This is a genomic window from Frigoribacterium sp. PhB107, from assembly GCF_003751515.1.
In the GTDB taxonomy this organism is placed as follows: domain Bacteria; phylum Actinomycetota; class Actinomycetes; order Actinomycetales; family Microbacteriaceae; genus Frigoribacterium.
Genome location: NZ_RJKU01000002.1, coordinates 660585 through 675590 on the forward strand (window position 1 = coordinate 660585; position 15006 = coordinate 675590).

Genomic DNA, 15006 nt, shown 5'->3' on the forward strand with positions numbered 1-15006 from the left:
TGTGTCGTGCCGCGCGGCGGCGTGCGTGTCGCCGTCCGGGGGCGCCCCGGTCGAGGATACGTCCTCCCTAGACTCGGACCATGAGCGAACTCCGCCGCCCCTGGTTCACGCTGACGAAGACCGGCACCGTCCTGCCTCCTGTCTTCGAGATCGTCCTCGGCGTGCTCGGGCTCGTCGTGCAGCTGCTGACCCTCACCTCCGGCGGGCCGGTCGAGACGATCACGCTGATCGTGTCCGTCGTCGCCGTGCTGCTCATCGCGCAGGGCGTCGCGGACCTCGTCTGGTGGTCCCGGGGCGACCGTCGGGCGCGCGCCCAGGCTGACGCCTCCTAGACGGGCCTGGCGGACGTCCTGTCCGACGCCGGCGTGCTGCGGAGCCGGTGCGTCGCGAGGAGCACCAGCACGACGATGCCCACCCCGATCGCCGTGTCGGCGCCGCGGGCCGCGATCAGGGCCCCCACGTCGACGGGCCCGCCCCCGATCGCGGGCATGCCGAGTGCCATCGGCGTGATGAACACCAGGGCCAGGCCGTAGTTCCGCGCGACGACGAGCTCGGTCGCGAACTGGAGCACCCCGAAGGCGACGACGAGCGCGACGGCGCTCGGCTGCAGGACCAGGAGCAGGGCCGCGAGGCCCAGCCCCACGACCGTGCCGAGGAGGCGGTGGCCGGCTCGCAGCAACTGGGCCGACGTCGCGCGGCCCACGACGGGCACCACGGCGGACACCATCGCCCAGTACGGGTTCTGCAGCCCCAGCCCGACGCTGAGGAGACCGGCCGCGAGCGAGGCCACCAGGCAGACGCCGGCGTGCAGGAGGGCACGGCGCAGGTCGACGGCGATGACCGGACGCGCGACGACCCGGGCGCCGGGCTCCGCGAGGGCCCGTCGGCCGGAGCGGCGGACCAGGCCGACGAGCGAGGTCGCGAGGGCGACCAGCACGCTCAGGGACGACACGACCGCCGCGACGCCGATGCTCGACGGCAGGGCCGGCACGAAGGCGCAGACGCCGAGCCCGAAGACCGGGAAGAGGGGGCCGGGCGGGTTCCAGCCGCGCACGTCCGCGACCACGGAGGCCGCCCCCGCCACGAGCGCCACGACCGGCACCAGGGCCACGGCGGGCAGCTGCACCGCCGAGAGGACCGTGCCGAGCACGACGACCCCGACGAGCAGCGCGCCCGCCTCGAGCTGCATGCCGAGGCGCTGCACGCGTCCGAGTCCGCGGCCGAACGCCGAGGCGAACGCGCCGAAGGTCGCGTAGGGCGCCCACTCCGCGTGCCCGATCGCGACGAGCACGGCGAGCGGCAGCACGACCGAGACGGCCACGCGGAGGGCGGGCAGGTGGGCGCCGTCGTGCGGCCCCACGCGCAGCAGGTCTCGGGGACGGGGGAAGGGGCTGCCGGAGGCGGCGGCGGGCGGGCGGGACGGCACGGTCGAGAGGTCCTCTCGTCGGGAGCGCACGTCGTCGGGTGCTGCGGGGCGGGGTGGCAGGGTGAGGGCTGAGGCGGCACGGGGAAGGCCCCGCCTCGCCGAGGGGCGGGACGGGGCCGGGGGAGCCGCCTGTCGGATTCGAACCGACGACCTTCGCTTTACAAGAGCACTGCGCTACCGGACTGCGCCAAGGCGGCGGGCGGGACCATCTTACCGATCCGACGTCCGACAGGCGACGGGCGAAGGCGACGGACGAGGGCAGCGAGCACGGGCCGGGGCACGGCTGGCGGCCTGCACGCCACGCAGGATTGGCGCAGACCCGGCGCAAGTGGTGAAGTAGGAGCTGCAGCGACCCGTGCGGTCGCGCCCGGTCGCCCCGGGCACCGACCACGAGGAGCTCCCATGACCAACGTCCTGACCGCCATCGGCTCGATCATCCTGCTGCTCGCGAGCTTCGCGCTCTTCGCGTACTCGTTCGGCCAGGACGAGCCCAACGCCTTCGTCTTCTTCGCGGGCATCGTGCTCATGACCGGCTCGTTCTGGCTGCCGATCACCGTCGTGGGGCAGAGCCGCAAGTCCTGGTAGACGCAGCCTGGTAGACGCAGCCTGGTAGTCCACAGCCTGGTGAGCACCGCCTGCCAGGCGCAGCCTGTCTGCTGAGGCCTAGGCCGTCGCCGAGCCCGGTGCGCTGACGAAGCGCCCGGGCTCGAGCAGCTTGCGGGGCTTCTCGTCGCGCTCGGTCCGCCCGCCGACGTAGAGCCAGCCGAGCAGCTTCTCGTGCGGCGCCAGCCCGTGGGCCCGGTGCACCGCCTCGTGGCGGGTGTCGGTGCCGGTGCGCCAGAACACGCCCCAGCCCTCGTCGTCGAGCACGAGCGACAGCAGGTGGGCGACGCCCGAGGCGACGCTCTCCTGTTCCCACTCGGGAACCTTGCGGCTCTCGACGGGCGACAACACGACGGCGAGGACGAGCGGCGCCCGCAGGGCCTTCTGCTCGAGCTTCTCGGCAGACTTCCCGTCGGCACCGCTCGCCTCGGCGAGCCCTCGACCGATCAGCAGACGGTCGTCGCCGCGCAGCTCGATGAGGCGCCACGGCCGCAACGACGAGTGGTCGGCCACCGTCGCGGCCGCCTGCACGAGCTCGAGCAGCTGCTCGTGTCCGGGCGCCTCGTCGGTCACCTTCGAGCGGGACCGTCGCCGGCGGGCAGCGTCGGCGACGGCGCCCATCAGGCCTGGGCCTGGTCGCCGGCCGAGGTGCCCTCGGCCTTGAAGTCGAGCGAGATCGAGTTCATGCAGTAGCGGTCGCCGGTCGGGGTGCCGAAGCCGTCGGGGAACACGTGGCCGAGGTGCGACCCGCAGGTCGCGCAGCGGACCTCGGTGCGGACCATGCCGAGCGAGTCGTCCTCGATCAGCTGGACGGCCTCCGGGTCGACCGACTCGTAGAAGCTCGGCCAGCCGCAGCCGCTGTCGAACTTGGTGCCGCTCTTGAAGAGCTCGGCGCCGCAGGCGGCGCAGGCGTAGACGCCGGCACGGCTCTCGTCGAGCAGCTCGCCCGTCCACGGCCGCTCGGTGGCCGCCTGGCGGAGCACCTGGTAGGCCTGGGGGTCGAGCTCACGACGCCACTCTTCGTCGGACTTCTCGACCTGGTACGACACGGGCTCGTTCGCCATGGTGCACTCCTCTGCGTCAGGGGGGACTCGCAGGCGTCGGGGCCTGCTCGTCGGGGACTCTCCATTGAACACCGCGCCGCCGACGCCCATTCCGCGCCGCCGCCTCCTCGGGGCTGCCTCCCAGGGGTGCGAGACTCGGCCGGTGACCTCGCCGCCGACCCTCTCCGACCGCTTCGCCGCCTACGCGGACGCCGTCCTGCTCGAGGGCTCGCCGGCCTGGGCGTCCGCGGCCCGGGGCGTCGCCGCGGACGCCGAGGTGCTCGCGCTGGTCGAGCGAGCCGAGGAGGCGCGGCGCCAGCCGGTGCTCGTGCTCGCCGTCGCGAGGTGGCTGGGTGCGCCCCCCGGCCCCTGGCCTGAGCTGCGGCGCTGGCTGCTCGACCACCCCGACCGGTTCCTCGACGAGCTCGGCCGGCGGCTCACGCAGACCAACGACGTGCGGCGCACCAGCCCCGTGTCGCTCGCCCTCGCCCGGGTGGAGGGGCCGGTGGCCCTGCTCGAGGTCGGCGCCTCGGCCGGCCTCGGCCTGCTGCCCGACCGCTACGGGCACCGCGCGGACGACGTCCGCTGGGGCGCCCCGGACAGCCCCGTCCAGCTCGAGGTCGTCGTGCACGGCGACCTCGGCGAGGTTCGGCTGCCCGAGGTCGTCTGGCGCGCGGGACTCGACCTCGACCCGCTCGACGTGCGTTCCGCCGAGGACGTGGGCTGGCTCGAGGCGCTGCTCCCGCCCGGGGCGACGGGCCGGGCCGCCCTGCTGGGGCAGGCTGTCTCGGTGGCCGCCGACGCGCCTCCTCGGGTCGAGCGGGGCGACGCCCTCGACGACCTCGTGCGGCTCGCGGCCGAGGCTCCCCGGGACGCGACGCTCGTCGTCGTCTCGACCGGCACGCTCGTCTACCTGCCCGGACGCCGTCGGCAGGAGTTCGTCGACCTCGTGCGCGGCCTGGGTGCGCGGTGGATCTCGTACGAGCGGCGGGGCCTGCTGCACGACGTGCCGGTCGTCCTGCCCGACGGGGTGCCCCAGGACGAGTCCTTCGCCGTGCTCGCCCTCGACGGGCGTGCGCTGGCGGTGGGTGACGCCCACGGCACCCGCCTGTGGACGACCGGCTGACGGCTGTGGGCGGACCGGCCGAACCGCCCTGCGCCTCCGCGGCTGCTCCGCCGCCCGCCCCTAAGCTGGCCGGGACCGAGAGGGCGGGGCAGTGAGCGACGAGGGCAGCGGCAGCGGGGACGTGCGCACGAGCGCGCTGTCCGAGCGCGACCGTGCCCTGCTCGACTTCGAGCAGCGTGCCCCTTCCTCGTCCGGACAGAAGGAGGCGGCGGTGCGGCGCGAGCTCGGCCTCACGACCGCGCGCTATCAGCAGATGCTCGGCTCCCTCCTCGACAGACCTGCTGCACTTGCCTACTCGCCCATGCTCGTGGGGAGGCTCCTGCGACTGCGCGAGGAGCGCTCGCGGGCGAGGGCCGCCCGCTCGTTCGGGCCGACCGACCGCTGACCCACACGGAAGACCGACACCACACCATGGCGAAACACCCCCGCGACCGATTCGACGAGGTGCCCGGCGACCTGCACAGGGTCGGGGCCCACCGAGCCGTGGCACGGCGAGGTCGCGGCTGGGTCGTCTTCGCGTGGTGCGCCCTCGCGGTCGGCGTCCTCGTCGGCGCGGGCGTCGTGTACCTCGGCGTCGCGAACGACAGCTTCCAGTTCGTCTCTCCGACCTCCGACGAGACGGCCGAGGCCGGGTCGGAGACGCCGGCCGACGACGCGACGGACGGGACTGCCGCCCCCACGACGCCGGCCGAGACCGTCGCCCCCGCCGACCCGGCGTCCGTCGACCCCGACGTCACCACGATCACCGTGCTCAACGGCACGACGACGAGCGGGCTCGCGAGCAGCGCGTCGCTGGCGCTCGCCGAGACCGGCTGGACCGTGGCCGGCCAGGGCAACGCCGACGGCACCGTGCCCTCGACGATCGTCTACTACGCCGACGCGGCCGACGAGGCCGTGGCCCGCGGCGTGGCCCGCGACCTCGGCGCGACCACGGTCGAGCTGAGCGACGCGTTCCCCGACTCGTCGGTGACCGCGGTGCTGGGGGCGGACTACGCGCCCTGAGGCGCGCCTCCTCGTTGCCTTCCCGTTGCGGCCGTGTTGCCGCCTGGTTGCGGAACGTGTGAATTCGTCACTTCTGACGGGTTAACCCGGCGCCCGGGCCTTCTGCGGGCCTGCGTGCCCTGGCTAGCATCTGGTCCCGGCACTGGCACCACCGCACGCGCCGCACCAGAGCACAGCAAGGGGAACGACACCATGGCACAGGGCACCGTCAAGTGGTTCAACGCGGAGAAGGGCTACGGCTTCATCACCGTGACGGACGGCGGACAGGACGTCTTCGTCCACTACTCCGCCATCGACATGAACGGCTACAAGGTCCTCGAGGAGGGCCAGGCGGTCGTCTTCGAGGTCGGCACGGGCGACAAGGGGCCGCAGGCGGAGAGCGTCCGCCTGGCCTGACCCCTGCCGGGCGTCATGAGGTGCGGGGCTCACTTGCACTCCATAGGTGAGAGTGCCAGAATCGTCCCTGGCACTCGCCGTTGGTGAGTGCCAATGCTTCTGCTTCATGACGTCCGGGAGGGACGAGGAAACACATGGCTAAGATCATTGCTTTTGACGAAAAGGCCCGTCGTGGCCTCGAGCGCGGCCTGAACATCCTGGCCGACGCGGTGAAGGTCACGCTCGGCCCGCGCGGCCGCAACGTCGTGCTCGAGAAGAAGTGGGGCGCCCCCACCATCACGAACGACGGCGTCTCCATCGCCAAGGAGATCGAGCTCGACGACCCGTTCGAGAAGATCGGTGCCGAGCTCGTCAAGGAGGTCGCCAAGAAGACGGACGACGTCGCTGGCGACGGCACGACCACCGCCACCGTGCTCGCCCAGGCGCTCGTCCGTGAGGGCCTCCGCAACGTCGCCGCAGGCGCCGACCCCATCTCGCTGAAGCGCGGCATCGAGAAGGCCGCCGCCGCCGTCTCGGCCCAGCTCCTCGCCGACGCGAAGGACATCGAGACCAAGGAGCAGATCGCGGCCACGGCCTCGATCTCCGCCGCCGACCCCACCATCGGCGCGCTCATCGCCGAGGCCATCGACAAGGTCGGCAAGGAGGGCGTCGTCACCGTCGAGGAGTCGAACACCTTCGGCACCGAGCTCGAGCTGACCGAGGGCATGCGCTTCGACAAGGGCTACCTGTCGCAGTACTTCGTGACCGACCCCGAGCGCCAGGAGGCTGTCTTCGAGGACGCCTACGTGCTCATCGTCAACTCGAAGATCTCGAACATCAAGGACCTCCTCCCCGTGGTCGACAAGGTGATCCAGAGCGGCAAGCAGCTGCTCATCATCGCCGAGGACGTCGACGGCGAGGCGCTGGCGACCCTGGTCGTCAACAAGATCCGCGGCATCTTCAAGTCGGTCGCCGTCAAGGCCCCGGGCTTCGGCGACCGTCGCAAGGCCCAGCTGCAGGACATCGCCATCCTCACCGGTGGCCAGGTCATCGCGGAAGAGGTCGGCCTCAAGCTCGAGAACGCGACCCTCGACCTGCTCGGCCGTGCTCGCAAGGTCGTCATCACCAAGGACGAGACGACCATCGTCGAGGGCGCCGGCGACCCCGAGCAGATCGCGGGCCGCGTCCGTCAGATCCGCTCCGAGATCGAGGCGACCGACAGCGACTACGACCGCGAGAAGCTCCAGGAGCGCCTCGCCAAGCTCGCCGGCGGCGTCGCCGTCATCAAGGCCGGCGCGGCCACGGAGGTCGAGCTCAAGGAGCGCAAGCACCGCATCGAGGACGCCGTCCGCAACGCGAAGGCAGCCGTCGAGGAGGGCATCGTCGCCGGTGGTGGCGTCGCCCTCATCCAGGCCGGCAAGACCGCTCTCGCCGAGCTGCACCTCGAGGGCGACGAGGCGACCGGCGCGAACATCGTGCGTGTCGCCATCGACGCTCCGCTGAAGCAGATCGCCTTCAACGCGGGCATGGAGCCCGGCGTCGTCGCCGACAAGGTCCGCAGCCTGCCCGTCGGACACGGCCTCGACGCCGCGACCGGCGAGTACGTCGACATGATCGCCGCCGGCATCATCGACCCGGCCAAGGTGACCCGCTCTGCCCTGCAGAACGCCGCCTCCATCGCTGGTCTGTTCCTGACCACCGAGGCCGTCGTCGCCGACAAGCCCGAGCGCAACCCGGCCCCGGCCGGCGACCCCTCGGGCGGCATGGACTTCTAGTCCGCGACCGCACCAGTCACACCGCAAGGGCGGCTCTCCTCCGGGGGAGCCGCCCTTCGGCGTTGCCGTGCGTGCGGACGCTCTTCCGCAGATGCCGACCGAGAGGTGTCTTCGCGCGTCCGGACAACGGGAGAAGCCGTTCTTGTGAGCGTGCAGGTCGGCTTCTGCGGGGACTCGGCTGTGCGCGTGTGCGCGGAAGCCGCAAAACCCGACTGCAGCGTGCTCGGAGGCGCCGCGGTACCCGGCTTTCCCGGTACAGCAGGCTCGCCGGTCGGCATTTGCGGAGTCCCCGAAATTTGAGAGTGATCCGCGTGCGGCGTCGGTCTCCGTGCAGGAGGCGCGGCGCCGGTCAGGCGGATGGCTCGCGGATCACGGGTGGGCGCGTGCGCAGAGAAGGGCCGCGGCTGCGCCGCACCGCTCTGAGAGGCGTGGGACCGCAAAGCGAGAGTGATCCGTGCGGCGCAGGCCTCGGTGAACGGCCTCTGCGGCGTTCGGACGACGGATCACGCGCAAATTTCGGGTACGACCCCGGCAGCGACTAGGAGGCGGGCGTCGTGGGCGGCTGGTCGGCGGCAGGGGCGGCCGTCGTGGCAACTCCAGCAGCACCGCCCGCGCCCGCGACCTCGGGGAACAGCGGCAGTGCGACCCGGAAGGTCGCACCGCCTCCGGGGGTGTCGAACACGTCGACGCTGCCGCCGTGCGCGGACACGATGCCGGAGACGATGGCCAGGCCGAGGCCCGAGCCGCCCGTGTCGCGGGTGCGCGACGAGTCGGCACGCCAGAAGCGCTGGAAGATCTTCTCCCGGATCTGCGGCGGGATGCCCTCGCCGTGGTCGACGATGTCGATCGTCGCGACGCCGCGGCCCGGGTCGGACTGCACGGCGAGCTCGATCGGGCTGTCGTGCTCCGTGAAGCGCATCGCGTTGCCCATCAGGTTCGTGATCACCTGGCGCAGCTTGTTCTCCTCGCCGAGCACCACGGCCGGCGCCTGCGGGCCGTGGCCGGACAGGTCGCCCGTCTGCCCGTCGTCCACGGGATCGCCCGCCCTGACGGCACGGGCCCGCAGGCCACGGAGGCGCGCGAGGGTGGCACCCGCGAACGAGATCGCCCCCGTCGACCCGGGCGGCACGGCTGCGGCGTCGTCCGGCGCGGCAGGGAGGGCGGCGACCGGTGCCTCATCCGCAGCGTCGCCGACGACCGGGTCGTGCACGACCACGGCGATGTCGCGGTCCGGGTTGGACGCCATCGTGTCGAGGGCCGAGTCGCGGGCGATGGCGACCAGGTCGACCGGGCCGAGCTCCAGCGGCTTCGACTCGTCGAGACGGGCGAGCGCGAGGAGGTCCTGCACGAGGACGCCCATCCGGATCGCCTCCTTCTCGATGCGGTCCATGGCCTGGGCGACGTCCTCCGGCTTGGTCAGCGCGCCCATCCGGTAGAGCTCGGCGTAGCCGCGCAGGCTGACGAGCGGGGTGCGGAGCTCGTGGCTGGCGTCGCCGACGAAGCGCCGCATCTGGTCGATGGTCCGTGACCGGTCGTCGAAGGCCGAGTCGATCCTGCTCAGCATCGTGTTGAGCGAGCGGTTCAGCCTGCCGACCTCGGTGTTGGGCGTCGTCGAGTCGAGCCGCTGGCTGAAGTCGCCGTCGGCGAAGCGGGCGGCCGTGGCCTCGACGTCGCGCAGGGGAGTGAAGGTCGACGTGACGAGCAGTCGGGTCAGGGCGGCGCCGAGCACGATGACCGAGACGCCGAAGCCCAGGAAGATGCCGCTGAAGCGCCCGATGACGGCGTTGGTGCTGGCGAGGTTGGTGCCGGTGACGATCGTGGCGTCGATCTGCTCGACGACGCCGGTCGTCTGGTCGCGCTGCGTCAGGGTCTTGTCGAACGCGTAGATGCGCCACTGCTGGTCGTGGTCGGAGTTGTAGACGCTCATCGGCTCGGCCGTGGTGCCGGCCTTCGGGAGGTCGACAGCCGAGAGATCGGGCCCGGTGCCGCCCTGCAGCTCGTCGGCGTTGTCGCAGATGCGCGTGCCGTCCTCACGGAAGAGCGCGACGAAGCTGCTGCTCGTCGCCCCGAAGGTGACGGTGCACGACTGGGCGTTCGTCGCGCTCGGCGAGGCACCCGTGAAGCTCTCGGCCGCCGACTTGAGCGACAGGTCGACCTGGCCGTAGAGGTACGTGCTGAGCACCGTCATGGTGCCGAGGCCCGCCACGAGCAGACCGAGGGTCACCAAGGTGACCGTGATCCCGGTGATCTTGGTGCGGATGGAGATCTCGTTCCACCACTGCGACAGGCGTTCGTGCATGAGAAGCGAAGATACCGGTGGCGCCTGGGAGCCGAGGCTCCCGGGCGCCACCGGTGATCGTTCCGCGTCAGGCCTTGGCGGCCTTGAGCATGTAGCCGAAGCCGCGCTTCGTCTGGATGATCGGCTCGGCCGAGAACTGGTCGAGCTTGCGGCGCAGGTACGAGATGTAGCTCTCGACGATCCCGGCGTCGCCGTTGAAATCGTACTCCCACACGTGGTCGAGGATCTGGGCCTTCGACAGCACGCGGTTGGGGTTCAGCATGAGGTAGCGGAGCAGCTTGAACTCGGTGGGGCTGAGCTCGATCGCGGTCTCGCCGATGGTGACCTCATGGGTGTCCTGGTCCATGGTGAGCTCGCCGGCGCGGATGATCGCGTCCTCGTCCTCGTTCATGGTGCGGCGGAGGATCGCCTTGATCCGGGCGACGATCTCGTCGAGGCTGAACGGCTTCGTCACGTAGTCGTCGCCGCCGACGGTGAGGCCCGTGATCTTGTCCTCGGTGTCGTCCTTCGCCGTGAGGAACAGGATCGGCGACGTGTAGCCCGACGAGCGGAGGCGCTTGGTGACGCCGAACCCGTTCATGTCGGGGAGCATCACGTCGAGGATGATCAGGTCGGGCTCTTCTTCGAGGACCGCGGAGATCGCCTGCGCGCCGTTGCCGACCGCTCGCACGGCGAAGCCGGCGAACCGGAGGCTGGTGGTCAGCAGGTCGCGGATGTTGGGCTCGTCATCGACGATGAGAATCTTGGGGCCGTCGCTCATGGCCCCAGTATCTGTCCGCGCCCTCGGTGTTCCCTGTGAGTCGTGAGTGCGCCGACCGCGTGCGAGCAGCGAGCGCGCCGTCAGCGAGCCGTCAGCCGGCCGTCAGCGCCCCGCGTCGTCCCACTCGGTGTTCGGCACGAGCGCGATGCGCGTCGTGAACTCGAGCAGCTCGTCCGGGACCGCGAGCGTGAAGGCGACGCCGTCGCGCTGCTCGAGCACGGCCGTGTAGCCGGAGGCGCGGGCGATCTCCCATCCCGGGAACCGCTCGACCGGGGCCGTGACGACCCGCGCCTCCTCGGCGTCGTCCAGCTCGCCGAGCGCGCTGAGGCCCGCGTAGAGGTGGTCGACGACGGGGGAGCCCGCGAGCAGGTCGCTGCGCTCGAGGACCTCGGGGTCGCGGGTCCACGTCACGACGCTCAAGCTCGCGCCGGCGTGCAGGCCGCCCTGCACCTCGTACGTGCGCTCGACTGCGACGACGACCGTGTCGTCCCACGGCGCGGTGCGCGAGCGCTGGCCCCGGTACTCGACGGCCTCGTGGTCGAGGGAGGCGACCAGCGGCCCGAAGGCCGCCCACGGCGACTGGTCGGCCAGGAACACTCGGCGCAGGCCGTCGCGCCAGAGCTCGTCGTCGCCGAGGGGGACGTCGCCGGGCCCGAGGTCGGGCGCGCTCACGCGGCCAGCACCGGGGAGTCGAGGATCGTGTAGCTGTAGCCCTGCTCGGCCAGGAACCGCTGGCGGTTCTGCGCGAAGTCCTGGTCGACCGTGTCGCGGCTGACGAGCGTGTAGAACGACGCGGGCAGGCCCGACTTCTTCGGCCGCAGCAGGCGCCCGAGCCGCTGCGCTTCTTCTTGCCGCGAGCCGAACGAGCCGCTGACCTGGACCGCGACCGTCGCCTCCGGCAGGTCGACCGAGAAGTTGGCCACCTTCGAGACGACCAGCACCTTGATCTCGCCCGAGCGGAAGGCCTGGAACAGGCGCTCGCGCTCGTCGATCGGCGTCGCGCCCGTCAGGGTCGGGGCGTCGAGGACCTCGGCGAGCTGGTCGAGCTGGTCGAGGTACTGGCCGATCACGAGGATCTGCTCGCCCTCGTGCCGCTCGACGAGGTGCTTGACCACGTCGAGCTTGGCCGGCGCCGTCGCGGCGAGTCGGTAGCGCTCGTCGTCGGGGGCGGCCGCGTACTCGAGCCTGTCCTGCTGCGGCAGGTCGACCCGGACCTCGAAGCAGCTCGCGGGCGAGATGTAGCCCTGCGCCTCGATCTCCTTCCAGGGAGCGTCGAAGCGCTTGGGCCCGATCAGGCTGAACACGTCGCCCTCGCGGCCGTCCTCGCGCACGAGGGTGGCGGTGAGGCCGAGGCGGCGGCGCGCCTGCAGCTCGGCCGTCAGCTTGAAGACGGGGGCAGGCAGGAGGTGCACCTCGTCGTAGACGACGAGGCCCCAGTCGAGGGCGTCCAGCAGCGACAGGTGCGTGTACTTGCCTGCTCGGCGGGCGGTGAGGATCTGGTAGGTCGCGATCGTGACCGGCTTGACCTCCTTGACGGAGCCCGAGTACTCGCCGATCTCGTCCTCGGTCAGCGAGGTGCGCTTCAGCAGCTCGTCGCGCCACTGCCGTGCGCTCACCGTGTTCGTGACGAGGATCAGCGTGGTCGTGCCGGCGGCGGCCATCGCCCCGGCGCCCACGAGCGTCTTGCCGGCGCCGCAGGGCAGCACCACCACGCCCGAGCCGCCCGAGAAGAACTCGTCGATCGCCTGCTGCTGGTAGCCGCGCAGCTGCCAGTCGGTCTGGTCGAGCTCGATGGCGTGCGGGGTGCCGGGCGTGTAGCCGGCGTGGTCCTCGGCGGGCCAGCCGAGCTTGACCAGCTGCTGCTTGATCTCGCCGCGAGCCCAGGGGAGCAGCTCCCACACCGTGTCGCTCCGGCGGATGCCGAGCAGCTCGCCGATCTTCTTGACGCGCGTGACCTCGCGCAGCACGGCGTCGTCGGTGCCGCGCAGCACGAGCGTCTCGCCGTCGCGCTCGATCACGATCCGCCCGTAGCGGGCCACCGTCTCGGCCACGTCGACCGTGACGCTCTGCGGCACGGGGAACTTGCTGTACTTCTCGAGCGTGCCGAGCATGTCGTCGGCGGTGTGGCCCGCCGCGCGCGCGTTCCAGAGGCCGAGGCGCGTGATGCGGTACGTGTGCACGTGCTCGGGGGCGCGCTCGAGCTCGGCGAACACGCTCAGGTCGTGGCGCGCGTCCTCAGCCTGAGGGTGCGCCACCTCGAGCAGGACGGTGCGGTCGCTCTGCACGATCAGGGGGCCGGTCATGAGGGTCGAGTCTAGGCGCGCCCTGCCTGGGTGCGACTCAGGCCGAGCTCGACACCGAGACGACGTGCGACAGCGGCAGCGTGCGCTCGACGTCCGACTTCTTGTCGCGTCCGCGCACGCGTCCGCCGCCGACGCCCGTGGGCTCCATCTCGAGCTGGCTCGTGCTGCCGTCGGGCATCGCGATGGCGATCGTGACGGTCAGGCGGCCCTTGACCGCGGCGTCGAGCTGACGGGTGATCCAGGCGCGGTCGGTGGTCTCGCTGCTGGCCTCGCTGCCCGCGGTGAGCCGCTCGACCATGTCGCGCACCGCGTCGCGCGGCGGCACGGGCGTCGGCCGGTGCAGGCGACGTCGCGCCGGGGGAGTCGCCTCGCCGCCGTCGTCGACCACGACGACCGGGTACCGCTCGTCGCTGAGGGCCCAGAAGACGGTGTCGCGGTCGAACGTCGTGGCGACGCGCCCCGCGTCCACCCGCTGCAGCGCCAGGGGCGCGAGGGCGTGGTCGACCTCGAGCGTGTCGACGCTCGCCCGCTCGTCGGAGCTGACGACCGTGACCGCTCCGGCAGGCAGGTCGGCGCTGCCCACCACGCGCTCGACCCGGTACCGGCCGTGCCGCTCGGCGGACTGCTGGAGGAGGTAGTCGAGCGGCTGCGGGACGCCGGTGAGGCTGATGCCCTCGAGGAACGACCGCAGGCTGTCGGCCGTCTCGCCGGCGGTGAGGGCGCGCTGGATGCCGCCCTCGGTGATGCGGTAGGTGGCGGCGAGGCCGGCGCTCTCGACATCGGCGATGACCCGGAGACGGGCGTCCAGCCCCGGGGCCAGCGGGCCGGGCGCGACGACGGTGAGGTCGTGCTGCAGGTAGACCTGCTCGATCGCGTCGGGCAGCAGGTCGGCCACGCGGGCCCTGGCCGCCTCCGGCCCCTCGCGCAGCAGCGAGATCGCCGCGCGGGTCGGCGCCTGGCCGCTCGTCAGCCCGAGCAGCTCGGCCGCCCGGGCGAAGACCGCGAGGCGCTCGGGGATCCACGCGTCGCCGGCCGGGTAGGCCCAGCGCGCGTACTCGGACAGCGGCTCGCCCCACGAGGTCTCGACGCGCTCGTGCAGCACCGCGAGGATCTCGGCCGGCAGCGAGGCGAGCCACGCGCGGGTCAGCGACTCCCAGCGGTCGGGCCACGAGGAGGCGAGCCAGGCCGCCGCCTCCTGCGTGCTCGCGACGCCCTCGGGACCGGCGGCCGCGAGGCCGGCGCGGGAGGCGATGGCCACGACGGTCGGGACGTCGTCGACGTCGAGACGGGCGGCCTCGGCCAGGCGCCGCACCTCGGGCAGGGCGAGCCCGCCCTTGGCCAGCTCGCGGGCCGGCGACCGGTCGAGCGCGCGGAGGATCTCGGCGACCTCGATCACGACGGCGTAGAGACGCTCGGCCGACCGGGCGTCGGTGGCGTCGCGGTCGACGTCGGCCACGGCCTCGAGCACGACGGGCGGGTGCTCGGCGCCCAGTCGGCCGGGCGAGAGCGCCGGGTCGTCGTCGAGCCGGTCGCCGACGCCGTCGAGGGTGCTGACGCTCGCGGTCGACCCGTCGCCCTGGCGTACGACGAGGAACAGCTCGACGAGGTGGTCGACCGCGACGGCGACCGCACCGCGGCCGATGTCGAAGACCGCGTCGATGCGGGCGACGAGGGCGTCGAGGTCGCCCGGCGTGCGGGCGGCGTGCAGCACGAGCAGCTCGGTGCGGTCGAGGTGCGACAGCGCGTCGCGCACCGACGAGGGGTCGAGCAGCGTGTCGGCGAGGTCGAAGGCGTCGTTCACCGAGGAGGCGCGGAGCAGCCGGGCGGAGAGCAGCCGGACGAGGTCGTCGGGCGCGGAGGAGCGGAGCACGCCCGCGAGGTCGAGTGCACTGGACATGGGCATGGCCTCCTGGTGGTGAGCAGCGCGGTGCTGCGTCTACCGTGTGGTGTCGCGACTCGCCCTGCTGCGACGGACGACCCCGACCACCACCGACGCGATGATGAGCAGGATCGCGAGCGGCAGCCCGATCAAGGGGAGGATCGTGACCATCGGCCACGCCCCGCCCGAGTAGTCGTCGACGCCGACGACTGCACCCACGAGCCGCGCGACGAACGCGGCGATCGAGAGGCCGACGATCGTGACCATCATGACGATCAGCACGCGTTCAGTACGATGGACGCCCTGAGGTGCGTTCTGCTCGTTCTTGTCTGCCACCTCCACAGGATAGTGGCTGACCGCCGGGCAGGGCGGTCCCGCACCTCGCGTCCTGGCTCAGGACGCACCCCCACACCAC

The 15006-nt window shown here is 72.2% G+C and carries 16 protein-coding genes and 1 tRNA gene; 7 read left to right on the forward strand and 10 right to left on the reverse strand.

Features of this window, described 5'->3' with window-relative positions; genetic code table 11:
- Positions 1 to 80: 80 nt before the first annotated feature.
- Complete coding sequence (locus EDF18_RS11320) at positions 81 to 332, forward strand: hypothetical protein (protein WP_123547892.1); 252 nt, start codon at positions 81 to 83, stop codon at positions 330 to 332.
- Here EDF18_RS11320 and EDF18_RS11325 read toward each other — a convergent pair.
- A complete protein-coding gene (locus EDF18_RS11325) occupies positions 329 to 1426 on the reverse strand; it encodes an FUSC family protein (RefSeq protein WP_148050089.1) in 1098 nt (365 codons plus the stop codon). The genes EDF18_RS11320 and EDF18_RS11325 overlap by 4 nt on opposite strands.
- Positions 1427 to 1549: 123 nt before the next feature.
- Positions 1550 to 1623 (reverse strand) — tRNA-Thr (locus tag EDF18_RS11330).
- A gap of 205 nt (positions 1624 to 1828) precedes the next feature.
- Between EDF18_RS11330 and EDF18_RS11335 the strand changes: the two genes are divergently transcribed.
- Positions 1829 to 2011, forward strand: coding sequence for a hypothetical protein (locus EDF18_RS11335; protein WP_123547894.1), 183 nt, complete (start codon positions 1829 to 1831; stop codon positions 2009 to 2011).
- Between the two features lie 78 nt (positions 2012 to 2089).
- On the opposite strand, the gene EDF18_RS11340 is transcribed toward EDF18_RS11335, so the two are convergent.
- Complete coding sequence (locus EDF18_RS11340; protein ID WP_123547895.1) at positions 2090 to 2650, reverse strand: nitroreductase family protein; 561 nt, start codon at positions 2648 to 2650, stop codon at positions 2090 to 2092.
- Positions 2650 to 3078, reverse strand: a complete 429-nt coding sequence (gene msrB / locus EDF18_RS11345; RefSeq protein WP_123548307.1) for a peptide-methionine (R)-S-oxide reductase MsrB — start codon at positions 3076 to 3078, stop codon at positions 2650 to 2652. The genes EDF18_RS11340 and msrB overlap by 1 nt, the downstream gene beginning before the upstream one ends.
- Positions 3079 to 3235: 157 nt before the next feature.
- On the opposite strand from msrB, the gene EDF18_RS11350 reads away from it, so the two are divergent.
- The 5 genes from EDF18_RS11350 (at position 3236) to groL (ending at position 7350) form a co-directional block, all read left to right on the forward strand.
- Entirely contained in the window at positions 3236 to 4198 is a 963-nt protein-coding gene (locus EDF18_RS11350) for a DUF2332 domain-containing protein (protein ID WP_158614668.1), read from the forward strand.
- Positions 4199 to 4289: 91 nt separating this feature from the next.
- Entirely contained in the window at positions 4290 to 4583 is a 294-nt protein-coding gene (locus EDF18_RS11355) for a DUF3263 domain-containing protein (RefSeq protein ID WP_123547897.1), read from the forward strand.
- Between the two features lie 26 nt (positions 4584 to 4609).
- Entirely contained in the window at positions 4610 to 5200 is a 591-nt protein-coding gene (locus EDF18_RS11360; RefSeq protein WP_123547898.1) for a LytR C-terminal domain-containing protein, read from the forward strand.
- Positions 5201 to 5392: 192 nt separating this feature from the next.
- The gene (locus tag EDF18_RS11365; RefSeq protein ID WP_123547899.1) at positions 5393 to 5596 is read left to right on the forward strand and encodes a cold-shock protein; all 204 of its coding nucleotides are present in this window, start codon (positions 5393 to 5395) and stop codon (positions 5594 to 5596) included.
- A 134-nt stretch (positions 5597 to 5730) separates the two neighbouring features.
- Positions 5731 to 7350 (forward strand): chaperonin GroEL, encoded by a 1620-nt coding sequence (gene groL / locus EDF18_RS11370; protein WP_123547900.1) that lies wholly within the window; start codon positions 5731 to 5733, stop codon positions 7348 to 7350.
- A 538-nt stretch (positions 7351 to 7888) separates the two neighbouring features.
- Here the strand turns inward: groL and EDF18_RS11375 are convergent.
- The 6 genes from EDF18_RS11375 to EDF18_RS11400 form a co-directional block, all read right to left on the reverse strand.
- Positions 7889 to 9649 (reverse strand): HAMP domain-containing sensor histidine kinase, encoded by a 1761-nt coding sequence (locus EDF18_RS11375; RefSeq protein WP_123547901.1) that lies wholly within the window; start codon positions 9647 to 9649, stop codon positions 7889 to 7891.
- A 67-nt stretch (positions 9650 to 9716) separates the two neighbouring features.
- The gene (locus EDF18_RS11380; RefSeq protein ID WP_123355366.1) at positions 9717 to 10409 is read right to left on the reverse strand and encodes a response regulator transcription factor; all 693 of its coding nucleotides are present in this window, start codon (positions 10407 to 10409) and stop codon (positions 9717 to 9719) included.
- 102 nt (positions 10410 to 10511) lie between these two features.
- Entirely contained in the window at positions 10512 to 11081 is a 570-nt protein-coding gene (locus EDF18_RS16360) for a hypothetical protein (RefSeq protein ID WP_158614669.1), read from the reverse strand.
- Positions 11078 to 12712: a DNA repair helicase XPB gene (locus EDF18_RS11390; protein ID WP_123547902.1), complete on the reverse strand. Its 1635-nt coding sequence runs from the start codon at positions 12710 to 12712 to the stop codon at positions 11078 to 11080. Before EDF18_RS11390 ends, EDF18_RS16360 begins: the two co-directional genes overlap by 4 nt.
- A 37-nt stretch (positions 12713 to 12749) precedes the next feature.
- On the reverse strand, positions 12750 to 14609 hold the full coding sequence (locus EDF18_RS11395) for a helicase-associated domain-containing protein (protein WP_123547903.1): 1860 nt from the start codon (positions 14607 to 14609) through the stop codon (positions 12750 to 12752).
- A gap of 39 nt (positions 14610 to 14648) precedes the next feature.
- A complete protein-coding gene (locus EDF18_RS11400) occupies positions 14649 to 14927 on the reverse strand; it encodes a hypothetical protein (protein WP_148050090.1) in 279 nt (92 codons plus the stop codon).
- Positions 14928 to 15006 lie beyond the last annotated feature (79 nt).